Annotated in this window: 17 protein-coding genes; 12 read left to right on the top strand and 5 right to left on the bottom strand. The window is 61.1% G+C overall.

The window, feature by feature from the left end; translation table 11 throughout:
- Positions 1 to 49: 49 nt before the first annotated feature.
- The 5 genes from FW796_RS11540 (at position 50) to FW796_RS11520 (ending at position 5,449) form a co-directional block, all read left to right on the top strand.
- Positions 50 to 1,147 carry a polyamine ABC transporter substrate-binding protein gene (locus tag FW796_RS11540; RefSeq protein WP_102862145.1) on the top strand — a complete coding sequence of 366 codons (1,098 nt, stop codon included), beginning with the start codon at positions 50 to 52 and terminating at the stop codon, positions 1,145 to 1,147.
- A 189-nt stretch (positions 1,148 to 1,336) separates the two neighbouring features.
- Positions 1,337 to 2,431, top strand: coding sequence for a polyamine ABC transporter substrate-binding protein (locus FW796_RS11535; protein WP_446439378.1), 1,095 nt, complete (start codon positions 1,337 to 1,339; stop codon positions 2,429 to 2,431).
- Positions 2,432 to 2,502: 71 nt separating this feature from the next.
- Entirely contained in the window at positions 2,503 to 3,645 is a 1,143-nt protein-coding gene (locus FW796_RS11530) for an ABC transporter ATP-binding protein (RefSeq protein WP_346633298.1), read from the top strand.
- A 35-nt stretch (positions 3,646 to 3,680) separates the two neighbouring features.
- A complete protein-coding gene (locus FW796_RS11525) occupies positions 3,681 to 4,562 on the top strand; it encodes an ABC transporter permease subunit (protein ID WP_170001853.1) in 882 nt (293 codons plus the stop codon).
- Positions 4,559 to 5,449, top strand: a complete 891-nt coding sequence (locus tag FW796_RS11520) for an ABC transporter permease subunit (protein WP_346633297.1) — start codon at positions 4,559 to 4,561, stop codon at positions 5,447 to 5,449. Before FW796_RS11525 ends, FW796_RS11520 begins: the two co-directional genes overlap by 4 nt.
- A 184-nt stretch (positions 5,450 to 5,633) precedes the next feature.
- Here FW796_RS11520 and FW796_RS11515 read toward each other — a convergent pair whose 3' ends face one another.
- Entirely contained in the window at positions 5,634 to 8,042 is a 2,409-nt protein-coding gene (locus tag FW796_RS11515) for a penicillin acylase family protein (protein WP_446439377.1), read from the bottom strand.
- Positions 8,043 to 8,150: 108 nt separating this feature from the next.
- Entirely contained in the window at positions 8,151 to 8,729 is a 579-nt protein-coding gene (locus FW796_RS11510) for a DUF6436 domain-containing protein (protein WP_346633295.1), read from the bottom strand.
- Positions 8,730 to 8,841: 112 nt separating this feature from the next.
- On the opposite strand from FW796_RS11510, the gene FW796_RS11505 reads away from it, so the two are divergent.
- Positions 8,842 to 9,780: an alpha/beta hydrolase gene (locus tag FW796_RS11505; protein WP_404937866.1), complete on the top strand. Its 939-nt coding sequence runs from the start codon at positions 8,842 to 8,844 to the stop codon at positions 9,778 to 9,780.
- 43 nt (positions 9,781 to 9,823) lie between these two features.
- Here the strand turns inward: FW796_RS11505 and FW796_RS11500 are convergent, their stop codons facing one another.
- Positions 9,824 to 10,576 (bottom strand): DUF2059 domain-containing protein, encoded by a 753-nt coding sequence (locus tag FW796_RS11500; RefSeq protein WP_346633293.1) that lies wholly within the window; start codon positions 10,574 to 10,576, stop codon positions 9,824 to 9,826.
- A 162-nt stretch (positions 10,577 to 10,738) separates the two neighbouring features.
- Here FW796_RS11500 and FW796_RS11495 point away from each other — a divergent pair, with 162 nt between their 5' ends.
- Both FW796_RS11495 and FW796_RS11490 read left to right on the top strand, forming a co-directional pair.
- Positions 10,739 to 11,371, top strand: a complete 633-nt coding sequence (locus FW796_RS11495; RefSeq protein WP_346633432.1) for a 2OG-Fe(II) oxygenase — start codon at positions 10,739 to 10,741, stop codon at positions 11,369 to 11,371.
- Between the two features lie 2 nt (positions 11,372 to 11,373).
- Positions 11,374 to 11,856, top strand: coding sequence for a DUF523 domain-containing protein (locus FW796_RS11490; protein ID WP_346633292.1), 483 nt, complete (start codon positions 11,374 to 11,376; stop codon positions 11,854 to 11,856).
- 30 nt (positions 11,857 to 11,886) lie between these two features.
- Here the strand turns inward: FW796_RS11490 and FW796_RS11485 are convergent, their stop codons facing one another.
- On the bottom strand, positions 11,887 to 12,672 hold the full coding sequence (locus tag FW796_RS11485) for a transporter substrate-binding domain-containing protein (RefSeq protein WP_346633291.1): 786 nt from the start codon (positions 12,670 to 12,672) through the stop codon (positions 11,887 to 11,889).
- A gap of 132 nt (positions 12,673 to 12,804) precedes the next feature.
- Between FW796_RS11485 and FW796_RS11480 the strand changes: the two genes are divergently transcribed.
- On the top strand, positions 12,805 to 13,242 hold the full coding sequence (locus FW796_RS11480) for a DUF4399 domain-containing protein (protein WP_346633290.1): 438 nt from the start codon (positions 12,805 to 12,807) through the stop codon (positions 13,240 to 13,242).
- Positions 13,243 to 13,302: 60 nt separating this feature from the next.
- Here FW796_RS11480 and serA read toward each other — a convergent pair whose 3' ends face one another.
- Positions 13,303 to 14,532: a phosphoglycerate dehydrogenase gene (gene serA / locus FW796_RS11475; RefSeq protein ID WP_011064084.1), complete on the bottom strand. Its 1,230-nt coding sequence runs from the start codon at positions 14,530 to 14,532 to the stop codon at positions 13,303 to 13,305.
- Between the two features lie 204 nt (positions 14,533 to 14,736).
- On the opposite strand from serA, the gene FW796_RS11470 reads away from it, so the two are divergent.
- From FW796_RS11470 to FW796_RS11460, 3 genes are all read left to right on the top strand, one after another.
- On the top strand, positions 14,737 to 16,131 hold the full coding sequence (locus tag FW796_RS11470; protein ID WP_346633289.1) for an FAD-binding oxidoreductase: 1,395 nt from the start codon (positions 14,737 to 14,739) through the stop codon (positions 16,129 to 16,131).
- Positions 16,132 to 16,174: 43 nt separating this feature from the next.
- Positions 16,175 to 16,840 carry a fumarylacetoacetate hydrolase family protein gene (locus tag FW796_RS11465; RefSeq protein ID WP_346633288.1) on the top strand — a complete coding sequence of 222 codons (666 nt, stop codon included), beginning with the start codon at positions 16,175 to 16,177 and terminating at the stop codon, positions 16,838 to 16,840.
- A gap of 162 nt (positions 16,841 to 17,002) precedes the next feature.
- Entirely contained in the window at positions 17,003 to 17,935 is a 933-nt protein-coding gene (locus FW796_RS11460) for an SdiA-regulated domain-containing protein (protein WP_283988105.1), read from the top strand.
- Positions 17,936 to 17,964 lie beyond the last annotated feature (29 nt).

Here is a 17,964-nt window from a genome sequence, read left to right as displayed (position 1 = left end):
GAGTGGTTAAAAAAGAATAATTGGAGCATTACGCATGAAGGCATTAGGTATGAAGTTAGCTGGCAAGACCCTCCTCGCCATGTCCCTGATGGGCGTGATGGCGGCGGCAGCGCAGGCGGACGATAAAGTGCTGCACGTTTACAACTGGTCCGATTACATTGCCCCGGACACCATCAAGAAATTTGAAGCCGAGTCGGGCATCAAAGTGGTCTATGACGTGTTCGACAGCAACGAAACCCTGGAAGCCAAGTTGCTCGCCGGCAAATCCGGCTACGACGTGGTAGTGCCTTCCAACAACTTCCTGGCCAAGCAGATCAAGGCCGGTGTCTATCAGGAACTGGACAAGTCCAAGTTGCCGAACTGGAAGAACCTCAACGAATCGCTGCTCAAGGCAGTATCGGTGAGCGACCCGGGCAACAAGCACGCCTTCCCTTACATGTGGGGTTCGATCGGCATCGGTTTCAACGCCGAGAAGGTCAAGGCCGTATTGGGCGCCGACGCACCCACCAACTCCTGGGACCTGCTGTTCAAGCCGGAAAACGCCGAGAAGTTGAAGGCGTGCGGCGTCAGTTTCCTCGACTCGCCAACCGAGATGATTCCGGTGGCGCTGCACTACCTGGGCTACCCGACCGACAGCCAGGACAAAAAGCAACTGGCTGAAGCCGAAGCGCTGTTCCTCAAGATCCGTCCTTCGATCGCCTACTTCCACTCGTCCAAGTACATCTCCGACCTGGCTAACGGCAACATCTGCGTCGCCGTGGGTTACTCGGGCGACATCTATCAGGCCAAGGCTCGTGCCGCCGAAGCCGGTGACAAGGTCAAGGTCAGCTACAACATTCCCAAAGAGGGTGCTGGCAGCTTCTACGACATGGTCGCCATCCCTAAAGACGCGGAAAACGTCGACGGCGCCTACAAGTTCATGACCTTCCTGCAAAAGCCTGAAGTCATGGCCGAAATCACCAACGCCGTGCGTTTCCCCAACGGTAACGCGGCTGCAACCCCGTTGGTCGATAAAGACATCACCAGCGACCCGGGCGTTTACCCGCCGGCTGATGTACAGGCCAAGCTGTATGCGATCGCCGACTTGCCGGCCGCGACCCAGCGCATCCTGACCCGCAGCTGGACCAAGATCAAATCCGGTAAATAAGCCGATTTGCAGCACCACCTGTTGCCGTCGTCGTGGCGAGGGCGGCAACAGGAAACAATTAAATGACAGAAAGTTTTGCTGGATTGGTTTATCGAGGGTAAGTTGCGCGCCGGTTTTGTTGCTGGGCAGCTCGGAGGCTGTCAGGTAGCGCGGGGCAACTTGGGCCCAACTATTTAAGAGGACCTCCACTTGCCTATTTCTTTATTTCGCAAAGCCATGCTGGTCGCCGCCAGCCTGACGCTGGTGGCTGGCGCGCAGGCTGCACCGACCGTGCATATTTATAACTGGTCCGACTACATCGGTCAGAACACCCTGGCCGAATTTGAAAAAGCCACGGGCATCAAGCCGGTGTACGACGTATTCGATTCCAACGAAACCCTGGAAGGCAAGTTGCTGGCCGGTCGCACCGGTTATGACGTGGTGGTGCCGTCCAACCACTTCCTGGGCAAGCAGATCAAGGCTGGGGCTTTCCAGAAGCTCGACAAGAGCTTGCTGACCCATTATTCGAACCTTGACCCGGCCCTGCTCAAGCGCCTGGAAATGAACGATCCGGGCAACCAGTACGCGGTGCCGTACCTGTGGGGCACCAACGGCATCGGCTACAACGTCGACAAGGTCAAGGCGGTCCTGGGTGTGGACAAGATCGACTCCTGGAGCGTGTTGTTCGAGCCGGAGAACATCAAGAAGCTCAATAGCTGCGGCGTGGCCTTCCTCGATTCTGCCGATGAAATGATGCCCACGGTCCTCAACTACCTGGGGCTGAACGCCAACAGCACCAATCCCCAGGACTACAAGAAGGCCGAAGCCAAGTTGCTGGCGGTGCGTCCTTACGTGACTTACTTCCATTCGTCCAAGTACATCTCGGACCTGGCCAACGGCAATATCTGCGTGGCCATCGGTTTTTCCGGCGACGTGTTCCAGGCCAAGGCCCGGGCCGCCGACGCCGGCAAGGGCGTGAACATCGCCTACGCGATTCCGAAGGAGGGCGGTGCTCTGTGGTTCGACATGCTGGCGATCCCCAAGGATTCGAGCAACGTCAAGGAAGCGCACGCCTTCATCAACTATTTGCTGCAACCTGAGGTGATTGCCCAGGTCAGTGACTACGTCGGTTATGCCAACCCCAATCCCGGGTCGGACAAGCTGATGGAGCAATCCATTCGCACCGACGAAGCGGTTTATCCACCGCAGGCCGTGCTCGAAAAGACTTACGTGTCCACCGAGTTGCCACCCAATATCCAACGCTTGATGACCCGCAGCTGGACCAAGGTCAAGACGGGTAAGTAGTTCCACAGGCTCAAACTATCCAAGGTCCGTCCACGTGGGACGGGCTGCAAATTTTGTTGGGAGTTTCGCAAATGGCAGTTGCCTCCGGCGCCTATAAGAAAGCCCTCGAGGGCGACCAGACACCTAAGCAGGTGCTGGTCAAAATCGACCGGGTCACGAAGAAGTTCGACGAGACGGTTGCCGTGGACGATGTGTCCCTGGAAATCAAGAAAGGCGAGATATTCGCTCTGCTCGGCGGCTCGGGTTCGGGCAAGTCCACCTTGTTGCGGATGCTGGCCGGTTTCGAACGGCCAACGGAGGGGCGAATCTTCCTCGATGGCGTGGACATCACCGACATGCCGCCCTACGAGCGGCCGATCAACATGATGTTCCAGTCCTACGCCCTGTTCCCCCATATGACCGTGGCGCAGAACATTGCCTTCGGCCTCAAGCAGGACAAGATCCCTGCCGCCGAGATCGACGCCCGGGTGGCGGAGATGCTCAAGCTGGTGCAGATGAGCCAGTACGCCAAGCGCAAGCCGCACCAGCTGTCCGGCGGCCAGCGCCAGCGCGTGGCCCTGGCCCGCTCCCTGGCCAAGCGTCCCAAGCTGCTGCTGCTGGACGAACCCATGGGCGCCCTGGACAAGAAGCTGCGCTCGCAGATGCAGCTGGAGCTGGTGGAGATCATCGAGCGCGTAGGCGTGACCTGCGTCATGGTGACCCACGATCAGGAAGAGGCCATGACCATGGCCGAGCGTATCGCCATCATGCACCTGGGCTGGATTGCCCAGATCGGCAGCCCGATCGATATCTACGAGACCCCGGTCAGTCGCCTGGTGTGCGAGTTCATCGGCAACGTCAACATCTTCGAAGGTGAGGTGGTGGACGATGCCGAAGGTCACGCGCTGATCACCTGCAAGGACCTGGACCGCAATATCTATGTCGGCCACGGCATCAGCACCTCGGTCCAGGACAAGTCGGTGACCTACGCGATCCGTCCGGAAAAGCTCCTGGTCACCGCCGAGATGCCGACCTGCGAGTACAACTGGTCCAGCGGCAAGGTCCACGACATTGCCTACCTGGGCGGTCACTCGGTGTTCTACGTCGAGCTGCCGAGCGGCAAGCTGGTGCAGTCCTTCGTGGCCAACGCCGAGCGTCGTGGCGCGCGGCCGACCTGGGGTGATCAGGTCTACGTCTGGTGGGAAGACGACAGCGGCGTGGTACTGCGCTCATGAACATGCGAAAGCTCAAGCGCCGACTCGATCGAATTATTCCCGGTGGCCGTCAACTGGTCATCGGGGTTCCGTTCATCTGGCTGTTTCTGTTCTTCATGCTGCCGTTCTTCATTGTCCTGAAGATCAGCTTCGCCGAAGCGGACGTGGCCATTCCGCCCTACACCGAGATCTACAGCTACGTCGATCAGAAGCTGCAGGTGCTGCTCAACCTTGGCAACTACGCGATGCTGGGGGACGACGAGCTGTACATCGCCGCCTACCTCGGCTCGCTGAAGATGGCGTTCTTCAGCACCATCCTCTGCCTGCTGATCGGCTACCCGATGGCCTATGCCATCGCCAGCGCCCGTAAAGAGCTGCAGACCGTACTGGTGCTGCTGATCATGATGCCGACCTGGACTGCGATCCTGATCCGGGTCTATGCCTGGATGGGCATCCTCAGCAACAACGGCCTGCTCAATGGCTTCCTGATGTCGATGGGCTGGATCAACGAGCCGCTGCAGATCCTCAATACCAACATCGCGGTGTACATCGGCGTGGTCTACTCCTACCTGCCGTTCATGATCCTGCCGCTGTACGCGAACCTGGTGAAACACGACACCAGCCTGCTGGAGGCCGCGGCCGACCTGGGCTCGAGTACGTTCAACAGCTTCTGGAAAATCACTGTACCGCTGTCCAAGAACGGCATCATCGCCGGTTGCATGCTGGTGTTCATCCCGGTGGTGGGCGAGTTCGTGATTCCGGAACTGCTGGGCGGCCCGGAAACCCTGATGATCGGTAAAGTGCTCTGGCAAGAGTTCTTCAACAACCGTGACTGGCCGGTGGCATCCGCCCTGGCAGTGGTGATGCTGGCGATCCTGATTGTGCCGATCATTCTGTTCAACCGCAGTCAGGCCAAAGAAATGGAGGGCAAGGAATGAAGCGCTTCAGTTTCTCGAGCATGATGCTGGTGCTGGGCCTGTTGTTCATCTATCTGCCGATGCTGATCCTGGTGATCTACTCGTTCAACGCCTCGAAACTGGTGACGGTATGGGGCGGCTGGTCGATCAACTGGTATATCGGCCTGCTGGATAACACCCAGCTCATGGGTTCGGTCTTACGTTCCCTGGAGATCGCCTGCTACACCGCCGTTGCCGCGGTGGCCCTGGGCACCTTGGCGGCGTTCGTCCTGACCCGGATCACTCACTTCAAGGGACGCACGCTGTTCGGTGGCCTGGTCACCGCGCCGCTGGTGATGCCTGAAGTGATCACCGGCCTGTCGCTGTTGCTGCTGTTCGTAGCCATGGCCCAAGCCGTCGGCTGGCCTCAGGAACGCGGGATCGTCACCATCTGGATCGCCCACACCACGTTCTGCGCCGCCTATGTGGCGGTGGTGGTGTCGGCTCGCCTGCGCGAGCTGGACCTGTCCATCGAAGAGGCGGCCATGGACCTGGGCGCGCGGCCGTGGAAGGTGTTCTTCCTGATCACCATCCCGATGATCGCGCCGTCCCTGGCAGCGGGGGGCATGATGTCCTTCGCCCTGTCCCTGGATGACCTGGTACTGGCGAGCTTTGTCTCTGGCCCGGGGTCCACCACCTTGCCGATGGAAGTGTTCTCGGCGGTGCGCCTGGGGGTCAAACCGGAGATCAACGCTGTGGCCAGCCTGATCCTGCTGGCGGTGTCCCTGGTGACCTTCCTGGTCTGGTTCTTCAGCCGTCGCGCCGAAGAAGCTCGCAAGCGTGCGATTCAGCAAGCCATCGAAGAGAGTGCTGCCGACTCCTGGAAGCAGCCGGACGTACGTCGGGCTCAGGCGCCGGAAGCTGCCTGACTCCAGGCTCGCGCTACCTTAGGTACGCAACAAAAAAACCTCGCCCCGGTAACCGGGAGCGAGGTTTTTTATTGCCCCACGCCGACTCCCGCCGTAGGAGCCGGCTTGCCGGCGAAGGCGATCCTGAGAGGTATGCCGGGCTTGCGGGCCTCTTCGCTGGCAAGCCAGCTCCTACAATAGGCGCTCAGGGGCGGCGGGCCGGCAGCAGCTTCAGGGTACTGCGGGTGTTGGCGCTGACTTCTTCGTCGCTGAAGTGCGCCTGTTGGTAGACCCCTTCGATGTAGGCCTCGGCCTGGTCGTCGTAGTGCTTGTCGAACAGCACACCGCTCTGGCCCACGGGGTTGATGGTCAGGCTGTGGGCCGGGTCGGCGAAGTCGATGATGCGCCGGGTCGAGGGGCCATACACCACGGACCAGGGCGCCGGGCCGATCTTGGCGGTGAGGTTGTTCGGCACTTCATGGCTGCCCGGGGCATCCAGGGGGCCGACGTTGAATACCCGGTCCAGGGGCTTCTGCATCCCTAGCGGATGAGCGTGGGTCAGGGTATGGGCGGTGCCCCAGCGCCATTGCGCGGGGTTGGCGCCCAGGGTGCGCTTGAGGTGGTCGATACTGGCGCGCCAGGCCACCTTGACCGTGTCGGCTCGGCTTTCACGCTGGGGCGTCGTGCGGTTGTCCCACCAGGGGGAGTCGGGATCGGCCGCCAGCCGGGGCAGGGCGGCATCCACCACCCGGGCTTGGATCAAGGCGTCGAAGTAGGCGTCGCCGAGCTTTTCATGAAAGGTGGCGTCGGCCAGGTCGAACAGGAACTGGTTGAACAGGGTGGCATTGGTGGAGTCCAGGGGGTAGTCGCCCTGCCACTTTGCCAGTTGCTCCAGCAGTTTCAGTTCTTCGGGATCGCTGACCACTTCCCGCAGCACTGGCAGCAAGGGAGCCAGCAGACGCGGGCCGTAGGCGGTGGTGGTGCCCAATTGCAGTTTCTGGGTGTTTTCCAGGTCCCATTTCACGCTTTTGTCACTGAGCTGACGGTCCAGTTGCTGGCCCCGGTCGGCGAGGTTGTAGTAGCCGGGGATCTCCATGCCGGTCGGGGAGACGGGCTGGAAGTTGGCGGAGACGATATAGCCCCGGGCCGGGTTCTCTTCCTGTGGGTTGGCGCTGAAGGGGTAGAAGCCCTCCTTGTCAGCCATGGCGGTGCTGCCATCGAGAATGAACGCCGGTTTGGCCCCGGCCGGACGCTTGGGCAGCAGCGCCGCTGCCCACCAGCCGATATCACCCTTGGCGTTGGCCCAGACAATGTTCAGTCCGGGGGCGTGGACTTTGGCGGAGGCCGCGCGAACCTTGGCCAGGGTATCGGCGCGGTTGAGCTGGTAGAAACCATCGAGGATCGGGTTGGGGGTTTCCAGAAACCCCCACCACATGGCTACGGGGGCCTTGCCCACGGTGGTGCCGAGCATGTCGTTGATGATCGGGCCGTGGGGCGACTGGCGCAGGGTCAAGGTCACCGGCGCCTGGCCCTTGACCGCAATCTGTTGCTCGCTGCTGATCAGGTCGACCCATTTGTCATGGAACCAGACCTGGTTGGGATTCTCCGGGTTGACCTTCTCGGCGATCAGGTCGAGATCGTCGTTCTGGAACATGGTCAGGCTCCAGCCGAAATCCAGGTTGTGACCCAGGAAGGCGAAGGGCACCAGGGCCTGGTGATGGCCGTAGAGTTCGAAACCCGGAGCCGAAAGTTGCGCCTCGTACCACACCGACGGCAGGGAGTAGCGAATGTGTGGGTCGCCGGCCAGCAGTGGGCGTCCGCTCTTGGTCCGAGCGCCGGCCACGGCCCAGGCGTTGCTGCCTTCGAATTGCGGCAGTCCGGCCTCGCTCAGGGCTTGCAGGCTCAGGAGGGCGATCTGCCCCAGGTCCTGCCAGTCGACAGCGGCCAGTGGCAGGGACGGTTGCGGCTTGCCCTTGGCCAGCACGCCCTTGGGCTGCCAGTCGAGGTCGAAGACTTTCAGGTAATCGTTGCCCAACTGGTCGCGGATATAGGTCAGCAGCGGTTCGGTACGAAAGGCCATGGCGAAGCTGTAGGCCATGAAGCCGGCAACGCTGACGGTGTCTTCTGCCGTGAATGACCGCTTGTGGATGCCCAGGACATCGAACTCCATGGGGCTGGCGTGACTGTCCTGATACTGGTTGATGCCGTCCAGATAGGCTTCCAGGGCCTTCCACGCGGGAGACTGACGGTCGAGCCCGGCCACATAGCTGTCGGCGCGCTCGCGGATGCGCAGGCTGCGGAACAGTTTGTCGGTGTCCAGCAGCTTGGGCCCCAGAACCTCTGCCAGTTCGCCCCGGGACAGGCGCCGCAGGACTTCCATCTGGAACAGCCGGTCCTGGGCGTGGACGTAACCCAGGGCGCGATACAGGTCGGCTTCGTTTTCCGCGCGGATATGGGGCACGCCGCGCTCGTCGTAACGCACAGTGACCGAGCCCTGCAGGCCGCGGACTTCCACCTGGCCCTGACGCGTCGGCTGCTTGCTGTAGAGATAGCCGACGACACCCGCCAGCAGGGCGAGGATCAGGACGGCAACGACGGTCAGGCTGCGTTTCATGCGGGCTCCTTGCTGTTGTTTTCAGTGCCGCCTTGGAAGAGCTGCAGAGATTTAGCACAAGTCATGGGCATCGCGCAGGAGGCAGTCCTTGAATAGGCGCGAATGCCTTTAATTGGCAGTGGCTGGCCAGGGACAGTAGCAGCCTACCGCCAGGGTGTGGGTGGCATTGATCTGGCGATGGTTCTCCAGCGCCTGGAGGATGGGCTCGATAAAGCTGTTGCTGGAGTTGCAGGTCAGGCCTTCGCTGTAGGGCCCGAAGTAGGCCAGCTTGCCGTTGCGATCCCAGATCGCCACCGCCGGACTGGCGGGAATCTGTTCGGCACCGGGCAGGCTGTCGAGCGGCTTCAGGCGGCCCAGGGTGGCAGGCAGTTGGCCGTGGCTGCCGGGCTTCTGCACGGAATAGAACTCCACGCCCCGCGGGCCATAGGCTTCGATCAGCTCGGCCAGGTGCTGCTGGTTGCCGACGTTGCAGGGGCAGGCCGGGTCCCAGAAGTGCACCAGGCGGATGGCGCCAGGGCCGGCCAGCTCGGCGGGCAGTTGCAGTGGGTCGCCGGAGAACACCGCCGTGTGTTCACTGAAGGCCCGCAGATAGCGTCCCTGGAACCAGTCGTAGGCGCACCACAGCACCACGGCGCAGATCAGGACGAGCAAGCTGGCAATCAGGGGCGTGCGGTAAGACTGGCGCATTTAGATCGGTCCTCGAAGGTCGCGTAGCTTGCCATGCTTGCCGCGACAGATGAATATCGCAGGCCTAGAAAGCCTGTTTTGTCCTCGGTACCCCCCCGTTTTGGAAAACTCCATGTCCGTGACCTTCGACCCCGACCACCTGCGCGCCAGTCTGCAACCCCTGGTGGCTGGGCAGCCCTTGTCGGTGGAGGCTCAGGCCTATCAGCGCTTCTATGGGCTGGACTTCGCCGGGCGTGCGCTGGTGCCACGCAGTCGCCTGGGGCGCTTTCACGTGGAGGGCTACGAGGTGGTCACGCAGGTGTGGTGGCCGGAACAGCCACAGGCAACGCTGTTTCTGTTCCACGGCTTCTACGACCACATGGGCTTGTACCGGCACGTGATCGAGTGGGCCCTGCAGCGCCGCTTCGTGGTGATTTCCTGTGACCTGCCCGGGCATGGCCTGTCCAGTGGCGAGCGCGCCAGCATCAATGATTTCGCGGTGTATCAACGGGTACTGCAAGGCCTGTTCGCCCAGGCGCGGTCCCTGGACTTGCCCCAGCCCTGGCACTTGTTCGGGCAAAGCACCGGTGGCGCGATCATCATGGATCACCTGCTCAACCAGGGCGCCGAGAGCCCGGCCCAGGGGCAAGTGGTGCTCCTGTCACCCTTGGTGCGACCTCGTGCCTGGGGTTGGTCGATGCTCAGCTATTACCTGCTGCGGCCATTTGTCAGTGGCATTGCCCGGCGCTTCAGCGAGAACTCCAACGATGCGGATTTTCTCGCCTTCCTTCAGGCCGACCCGTTGCAGCCACAACGTTTGCCCACTGCCTGGGTCGGCGCGCTGGCACGTTGGATCAAGCAGTTGGAAGCAGCTCCGCGCAGTTCAAGGCAGCCGCTGATCGTCCAGGGGCAGGCGGACATGACGGTGGATTGGGAGCACAACCTGCAAGTGATTCGCGGCAAGTTCACCGCACCTGAGGTCTTGATGCTGCCGGAGGCGCGGCATCACCTGGCGAATGAAATTCCCTTGTACCGCGATCAGTACTTCGCCTTTCTTACCCAGCACCTTTGATCCGCGTGCCCGGCCGCGCCGCCGTGCAGCCTGAGCCCAGGGGTCAGGGCGTGAGGCTGGAGGTGCTCTGGCCGACCGCCAGGCCGGCGCGAATCGCTGCCAGGGCTGCCTGGTAATAGGCCTTGCCCTCACTGGATTCGGCGAAGGTCGCGAATTCTTCCAGCTCGGTGTCGGACAGGTCCCGATAAACGTACAGCAGGGTGTTGTTCAGGTCGTTGCCGATCTGCTGCATCAATCGCTGGCGCTGACCGTTGAGCATGCCCTGGGCCTGCCCCCCTCCCAGCAGGCCGGGAATCATCTGGCTCAGGCTGTCTGCGGCGACTCCGGCGATCGCCAGGCTGACTTCCGCGCCGGCTTCCTTGGCCGGTAGCGCCTGGGCCAGGTGGCCGATGATCAATTGGCGGTTATCACTGACCTGCATCTTCGGCAGGCCCTGGGCATTCTTGGCCAACTGGTCGCGACGGGTGGCCAGCAATTCGGCGGCGACGATCTTGCGGCCCAGGGGCGACTGGAAGAAGGCCAGGGCGGGAGCGGGATTGGCGAGATGCTGGCGCAGTTGCTCTTCGGCGCGACGGTCCACGGCCTGGGGCGCGAAGCGCTGGTTGCTGTTGTCCACCAGGGCCTGGTAGACCGCTGGCGGCAAGCTGTTCTGGTAGCGCTGCTGGGCGGCGCTCAGGGCATCGTTGAAATGCGCGCGCTGTTCCGGCCAACCGGCGACCTTGTACAACTGGTCGTGGCTGTCTGCCCAGGCAGGCAAGGCGCAGAACATCAACAGTGAGAAAAGCAAACGGCGCATAAGGACTCCTGTCAGCAGGCGACTATTCTCCGGGGCAAGGCGATGGTTGTCGAGAATTCGTATCAGGATCGCCCGCTAAAGTAATGAGTGGAAAGTGCATTGGAAAAAAATGCGTAATCCTCCGCTCTGTGGCTCTGTCAGATTTATCTGATGCTGGATACTATGCGCGCCATGCAAATACCCTCTGATCATCCGCTGTTGTTGCGTATCGTCGACGACCTGGCCGCCTGTGGCTGGTCGCAGCAGAATGTTTTCCTGTCCGAGGGTCTGACCCTCGAACTGGCGGCTGAGTGCCGTAAACGTGCGATAGAAGGTGAGCTGGCGCCTGCGGCGGTAGGACGTGGCCCGGCTCAGGAAATACGCGAGGGTATTCGCGGCGACCATATCCAGTGGCTCGAGCCCGGCCAGGCCGAGGCTGTCGATACCTATCTGGGGTTGATGGACAGCCTGCGCGAGGCCCTCAATCGAGGCTTGTTTCTCGGGCTTGAGGACTTCGAATGCCACTTCGCAATGTACCCGCCGGGGGCATTTTACAAGCGCCACGTGGACCGCTTTCGCGATGATGATCGGCGCATGGTCTCGGCGGTGATCTACCTCAATGAGCAGTGGCTGCCCGATCACGGCGGGCAATTGCGCATGTACCTCAATGACCAGGGGCAATACGATGTGGTCCCTGTCGGGGGGCGGCTGGTGGTGTTTCTTTCCGGTGAAGTCCCCCATGAAGTCCTGCCCGCGACGCGGGATCGCCTGTCCCTGACCGGCTGGTTCCGGCGTCGTGGTAACGAGCCGTTCTGAATATGCACAAGATCCTGGTCAGCCGCTGCCTGTTGGGCCACCGCGTGCGCTACGACGGCGGTGCCAGCGGCCCGTTCGATCAACTGGCCGCCTGGCTGCAAGAGGGGCGGGTGGTTGCGCTGTGCCCGGAGGTGGCCGGCGGCTTGCCGACGCCACGGGCGGCGGCGGAGATTCCTGGTGGGCAAGGCGTCGATGTGCTTGAGGGCCGGGCACCGGTGATGACCACGGAAGGCGAAGATGTCAGCGCCGAATTCCTCTCTGGTGCTCGGCAGGCCCTGGAGTTGGTGGAAAAGCACGGGATCCGCATCGCCGTGCTCAAGGCCAACAGCCCGTCCTGCGGCAATGTGCTCACCTATGACGGCACCTTCAGCGGCATCAAGGTTCAGGGCGAGGGCGTGACTGCGGCGCTATTGCAGCGCCATGGCGTGCAAGTCTTCAGTGAGCTGCAGTTGCCCGAGGCTACTGCTGCCCTGGCCGCCCTGTAGCCGCAGCTTGCGGCGGCTATCGGGCAAGGATTACTGCCCGGCTTCAGCCTTGGGCGGTTTGCTCGCATCCATGCCGAACCACTTCTCCGACAGGGCCATCAGTCGCCCATCTGCCTTGATCCGCTGCAGGGCGCTGTCCAGGCTCGCCTGGAACGCCGGGTTGCCTTTCTGGAAGGGAATCGCCAGGCTCAGGGTCGGGCCCACCTTGGCTCCTTCCTTTACCGGCAGGCGACTGTCGCGAATGGCGTAGGGAATCAGCAGGCGGTCGCTGATGGCCGCGTCGATCTGTTTGTCCGCCACATCCTTGATCGGTTGCTGGGCATCGGCATAGCTGCGCAGGTTGATGCCTTCCACGGTCCGTGCCTGATCAACGAACTGGCTGCCCTGAGCCACGCCCAGCGCTTGCCCACGCAGGGCCTGGAGGGAAAACAGCGGGCGTTGTTCTTCCTTGCGCACGATCAACTGGGCACTGGAATAGCTGTAGGGCTCGCTGAAGTCGAAACGATCCTTGAGTTCCGGGGTCACTGCTATGTGGTTGATGGCCACGTCGAACTTGCCGCTCTCCACACCTGGCAGCAACTCGGCCGCCGCAGTCACCACGAAGTCCGCGCGCACGTCCAGTTCACTGGCCAGCAACTGCCCCAACTCCACCTCGAAACCGGTGAGTTTGCCGTCATCCTTGAAGTTGAAGGGCGGCGTATCGGCTTCCAGGGCGATGCGCAGTTCCCCGCGGTCATTGATGTCGTCCATCAGTTCGGCTTGAGCGTAAGTGCTCACAAGGGGCAGCAAAAGTAACAGGCCAGGCAGGAAACGCATGGTCACTCCTTGAATTTATATGAGCGATGCGCCGTTCAGGCTCGCTTTGCTAAGGTGTTGAGTGCCTTCGACAACGAATCGCCACGAAGTTGTCATAACCGTAAAAGATTTGCGGAAAAACTGGAGAAGATAATGAAAATTTTTATGTCGCGTGCTGCATTGGCCGGTCTGTTGCTGGGAGCTTCGATGCTGGCCGGCGCAGCGGAAATTCCTCGTACTGAGGCACCAGCGGGCGCCAAGGTGTTTATCGTTTCCCCGGCCGATGGGGCCACCGTCGACAAGACCTTCAAGGTCAAGTTCGGCGTTGAAGGCATCGCCCTGGCCCCTGCCGGCGACCAGACCGCCAACACCGGCCACCATCACCTGCTGATCGATGTCGAGCAACTGCCAGCGGAAAACCTGCCAATCCCAATGGATGCCAATCACCTGCATTTCGGCAAGGCGCAGACCGAAACCGAAGTGACCCTGACTCCGGGCAAGCACACCCTGCAGTTGGAGCTGGGTGACAAGAACCACGTGCCGTTCAACCCGGCAATCGTCTCCAAGAAAATCACAGTGACAGTGAAATAATCGTAAACGCGATAAAAAAGGGAGCCCAGAGGGCTCCCTTTTTTGTGCCGCCAAGACTTCTTAGAACAACACGCGGCAACGGATGGTGCCGTTGATGTGCTGCAGCTTCTCTTGCGCCAGGTCCGAGTACTCGGCGTCGACGTCGATCACCACGTAGCCGACCTTTTCGTTGGTCTGCAGGAACTGACCGGAGATGTTGATACCGTTTTCGGCGAAGACCTTGTTGATCTCGCTCATCACGCCCGGGATGTTCTCGTGGATGTGCAGCAGGCGGTGCTTGCCAGGGTGGGCAGGCAGCGCCACTTCCGGGAAGTTGACCGAGGAGACCGAAGTACCGTTGTCGCTGTACTTGACCAGCTTCTCTGCCACTTCCAGGCCGATGTTGGCTTGGGCTTCAGCGGTGGAGCCGCCGATGTGCGGAGTCAGGATCACGTTGTCCAGGCCGCGCAGCGGGCTTTCGAACTCTTCGTCGTTGGAGCGCGGTTCAACCGGGAACACGTCGATGGCTGCGCCGATCAGGTGCTTGTCCTTGATGGCGTCCGCCAGGGCGTCCAGCTCGACCACGGTGCCACGTGCGGCGTTGATCAGGATGCCGCCTTTCTTGATGGCACGGATTTCCTTTTCGCCGATCATCCACTGAGTGGCCGCAGTTTCCGGCACGTGCAGGGTGACGATGTCGGACATGCCCAGCAGCTCGTGCAGGTTGCCCACCTGAGTGGCGTTGCCCAGTGGCAGCTTGGTCACGGTGTCATAGAAGAACACCTGCATGCCCAGACCTTCGGCCAGGACCGACAGCTGAGTACCAATGGAGCCGTAACCGACGATACCCAGCTTCTTGCCGCGGATTTCGAAGGAGTTGGCTGCGCTCTTGATCCAGCCGCCACGGTGGCAGGAAGCGTTTTTCTCAGGGATGCCACGCAGCAGCAGGATGGCCTCGGCCAGTACCAGCTCGGCGACCGAACGGGTGTTGGAGTAAGGCGCGTTGAACACCGCGATGCCGCGCTCGCGAGCGGCGGACAGGTCAACCTGGTTGGTGCCGATGCAGAAGCAACCCACTGCGACCAGTTTCTTCGCGTGGTCGAAGATCTCTTCGGTCAGTTGAGTGCGGGAGCGAATACCGATGAAGTGTGCATCGGCGATCTTTTCCTTGAGCTGGGCTTCCGGCAGAGAACCGGTGAGGTACTCGATGCTGGTGTAGCCGGCGGCCTTGAGGACGTCGACAGCGGATTGGTGGACGCCTTCGAGGAGAAGGAACTTGATCTTGCTCTTATCGAGAGAAGTCTTGCTCATCTGCGTAAACCTGTGTCCCGGAGAAAAATGGCAGGGAAATGGACAGCTTGAGCTGACCTGGACGGCATGAAACCGCCACCGCAGAAAGGCCCTTGGGCACTCTCCTGCGGGGGCGGTATGCTAGCATACGCGCCCCGCTAAACACTCATTCCTGCGACGTGAAGCGTTCTCAGGATGACCATGAATTGTTCGAGAGTTCTGTCGATGACCAATCCTGCCCTGATTGATGAGCTGAAGACCCTGGTTGAGCCTGGCAAGGTGCTGACCGACGCTGACTCCCTGAATGCTTACGGCAAGGATTGGACCAAGCATTTCGCCCCGGCCCCCACGGCCATCGTATTCCCCAAGACCACCGAGCAGGTCCAGGCCATCGTGCGCTGGGCCAATCAGCACAAGGTTGCGCTGGTGCCTTCTGGCGGGCGGACCGGGCTCTCGGCCGCTGCCGTGGCAGCCAACGGCGAAGTGGTGGTGTCCTTCGACTATATGAACCAGATTCTCGACCTGAACCTGACTGACCGCACTGCGGTGTGCCAGCCGGGGGTGGTCACCGAGCAACTGCAGAACCTGGCGGAAGAAAACGGCCTCTACTACCCGGTGGACTTCGCTTCTGCCGGCTCCAGCCAGATTGGCGGCAATATCGGCACCAATGCCGGCGGGATCAAGGTGATTCGCTACGGCATGACCCGCAACTGGGTGGCCGGCATGAAGGTGGTCACCGGCAAGGGCGACCTGCTGGAGTTGAACAAGGATCTGATCAAGAACGCTACTGGCTACGACCTGCGCCAGTTGTTCATCGGTGCGGAAGGCACTCTGGGCTTCGTGGTCGAGGCCACCATGCGCCTGGACCGGGCGCCGAAGAACCTCACCGCCATGGTGCTCGGCACCGCCGACTTCGACTCGATCATGCCGGTGCTGCACGCTTTCCAGAGCAAGCTCGACCTGACTGCCTTCGAATTCTTCTCCGACAAGGCCCTGGCCAAGGTCCTGGCCCGTGGTGATGTGCCGGCTCCATTCGAGTCCGACTGCCCGTTCTACGCCCTGCTGGAATTTGAGGCCACCACTGAAGAAGTGGCCAACCACGCCCTGGAAACCTTCGAGCATTGTGTCGAACAGGGTTGGGTGCTGGACGGGGTGATGAGCCAGAGCGAAACCCAGCTGCAGAACCTGTGGAAGTTGCGGGAATACATTTCCGAGACCATCTCCCACTGGACTCCGTACAAGAACGATATCTCGGTCACCGTTTCGAAAGTGCCGGCTTTCCTCAAGGAAATCGACGCCATCGTCGGCAAACACTACCCGGACTTCGAAATTGTCTGGTTCGGTCACATTGGCGACGGCAACCTGCACCTGAACATTCTCAAACCGGACAACCTGAGCAAGGACGAGTTCTTCGCCAAGTGCGCCACGGTCAACAAGTGGGTGTTCGAAACCGTCGAGAAGTACAACGGTTCGATCTCCGCCGAGCATGGCGTGGGCATGACCAAGCGTGATTACCTGACCTACAGCCGCTCGCCGGTTGAGATCGAGTACATGAAGGCGGTCAAGGCAGTATTCGATCCGAACGGCATCATGAACCCGGGCAAGATCTTCGCTGCTTGAATGCAAGCAGCGCCCTGATGAAGCACAAGAGCAGGAGTCGGTAATGAGCTATCAGCACCAGTATGTCGACGGTACCCGGATTCATTTCCCTCTGGGCAAGGTGGTATGCATCGGTCGTAACTACGCCGAGCATGCCAAGGAGCTGGACAACCCGGTTCCCACTGAGCCCCTGCTGTTTATCAAACCCGGCAGTTGCGTGGTGCCGCTGGAAGGTGGTTTTGCCATTCCCACCGAGCGCGGCTCGGTGCACTACGAGGCGGAAATTGCCGTGCTGATCGGCAAGCCGCTGTCTACCAATCCCAGCCGCGAAGAAGTGCTGGACGCCATCTCAGGCTTCGCCCCGGCACTGGACTTGACCCTGCGGGACAAGCAGGCCGAGCTCAAGGCCAAGGGTCTGCCTTGGGAAATCGCCAAGTCGTTCGATGGTGCGGCGGTCATCGCGCCATTCGTGGTGGGCAGCAGTTTTGCCGACCTGAGCGATATTGGCATTCGCCTGACCATCAATGGTGAGGTGCGCCAGGACGGCAACAGCCGCGATATGCTCAATCCCATAGTGCCGATGATCCAGTACATGGCCGGCTGCTTTTCCCTGCAGGCCGGCGATGTGATTCTCACCGGTACCCCGGTTGGCGTCGGGCCGCTGAATGTCGGTGATGAGCTGGTGCTGGAACTGCCGGGCGTCAGTCGCTTCACCAGCAGCGTCCGTTGATCGGGAACTTTCTGCGAGGGCCCGGGAATCCGGGGCGCCTCGTAGAAAGCTCATGGCCTTTAACCGTTTTTTCACATTCGTTCCGGATAATTCCTAAGTTTATGGTTCGCCGATCTGAAAACTGCGTGCTATTAACTATGGCCGACCTCTGGAACTCTTGTGATGGACGCCGCTCCTCTGACTAAGCCTCTTGGCAATCGTCTGTCGCGTATTCGCCTGCGCATGCGCTGGTATTCCTGGCTGCTGCTGGCGGGGGTGATCTGCTATGGCGTTGCCAGCCTCATGCATTGGGACGACCGGGGAGCGCTCTGGGTGCAGGAGCGGTTTGTCAGTTCTTCCGAGCGCAGCGCCAGCATCTGGCTGCCCGGTTATCGCGTGGTCATCGATGCCAAGGCGCTGCCTGGCATGGAGCGTGATGAAGCCTCCGATCTTTCCTACAACCCACAGACCAAGACCCTGTTCTCAGTGATGGGCAAGCATCCGTTCCTGGCGGAACTGACCCTGCAAGGCGACGTTCTGCGCAAGATCCCCCTAGTGGGCTGGAGCAACCCTGAAGGGGTGGCCGTTCTGGAGAACGGGCTGCTGGCGATTGTCGACGAGCGCGAACATTCGCTGGTGATCGTCAAGGTCGATGCGGATACCAAAGAGCTGAATATCGCGGCTTTCCCCAAATACGACCTGGGCCCTTCGGAAGACCAGAACAAGGCTTTCGAAGCCATCGCCTGGAACCCGCGCAAGCAGCAGCTGCTGTTGGGAGAGGAGCGTCCACCGGCACTGTTCACCTGGAACAGTGATGGCAGTCAGGTGCTCACGGGCAGCAAGCAGAAGCTCTCCAGCGACGAACTCGACCTGCGCAACCTCTCGGCCTTGGGCATCGATCCGCGTACCGGTCATACCCTGGTGCTGTCCGCCGACTCCCATCTGCTGCTGGAGTTGGACGAGCAGGGTGAGCAAGTCAGCTTCATGGCCCTGCTCGGCGGCTTCAACGGCCTGCAGAACACCATTCCCCGGGCCGAAGGCGTGGCCATGGATGAGGCCGGCAACCTGTATATGGTCAGTGAGCCCAATCTGTTCTATCGCTTCGAGAAGCAATGATCTGCTGGTCCGGCGCCTTTGCCGGACCG

The sequence above is a fragment of the Pseudomonas sp. 910_21 genome, from assembly GCF_052850735.1.
This window is presented reverse-complemented; position numbering and strand designations above follow the sequence as displayed.

Excerpts from the sequence above, each read along its gene's own strand:
- FW796_RS11480 (WP_346633290.1), top strand. The coding sequence starts at position 12,805 with ATGAAAATTTTTATGTCGCGTGCTGCATTGGCCGGTCTGTTGCTGGGA.
- FW796_RS11470 (WP_346633289.1), top strand. The coding sequence starts at position 14,737 with ATGACCAATCCTGCCCTGATTGATGAGCTGAAGACCCTGGTTGAGCCT.
- FW796_RS11490 (WP_346633292.1), top strand. The coding sequence starts at position 11,374 with ATGCACAAGATCCTGGTCAGCCGCTGCCTGTTGGGCCACCGCGTGCGC.
- serA (WP_011064084.1), bottom strand. The coding sequence starts at position 14,532 with ATGAGCAAGACTTCTCTCGATAAGAGCAAGATCAAGTTCCTTCTCCTC.
- FW796_RS11500 (WP_346633293.1), bottom strand. The coding sequence starts at position 10,576 with ATGCGCCGTTTGCTTTTCTCACTGTTGATGTTCTGCGCCTTGCCTGCC.
- FW796_RS11530 (WP_346633298.1), top strand. The coding sequence starts at position 2,503 with ATGGCAGTTGCCTCCGGCGCCTATAAGAAAGCCCTCGAGGGCGACCAG.
- FW796_RS11515 (WP_446439377.1), bottom strand. The coding sequence starts at position 8,042 with ATGAAACGCAGCCTGACCGTCGTTGCCGTCCTGATCCTCGCCCTGCTG.
- FW796_RS11465 (WP_346633288.1), top strand. The coding sequence starts at position 16,175 with ATGAGCTATCAGCACCAGTATGTCGACGGTACCCGGATTCATTTCCCT.
- FW796_RS11485 (WP_346633291.1), bottom strand. The coding sequence starts at position 12,672 with ATGCGTTTCCTGCCTGGCCTGTTACTTTTGCTGCCCCTTGTGAGCACT.
- FW796_RS11495 (WP_346633432.1), top strand. The coding sequence starts at position 10,739 with ATGCGCGCCATGCAAATACCCTCTGATCATCCGCTGTTGTTGCGTATC.
- FW796_RS11460 (WP_283988105.1), top strand. The coding sequence starts at position 17,003 with ATGGACGCCGCTCCTCTGACTAAGCCTCTTGGCAATCGTCTGTCGCGT.
- FW796_RS11540 (WP_102862145.1), top strand. The coding sequence starts at position 50 with ATGAAGTTAGCTGGCAAGACCCTCCTCGCCATGTCCCTGATGGGCGTG.
- FW796_RS11510 (WP_346633295.1), bottom strand. The coding sequence starts at position 8,729 with ATGCGCCAGTCTTACCGCACGCCCCTGATTGCCAGCTTGCTCGTCCTG.
- FW796_RS11505 (WP_404937866.1), top strand. The coding sequence starts at position 8,842 with ATGTCCGTGACCTTCGACCCCGACCACCTGCGCGCCAGTCTGCAACCC.
- FW796_RS11520 (WP_346633297.1), top strand. The coding sequence starts at position 4,559 with ATGAAGCGCTTCAGTTTCTCGAGCATGATGCTGGTGCTGGGCCTGTTG.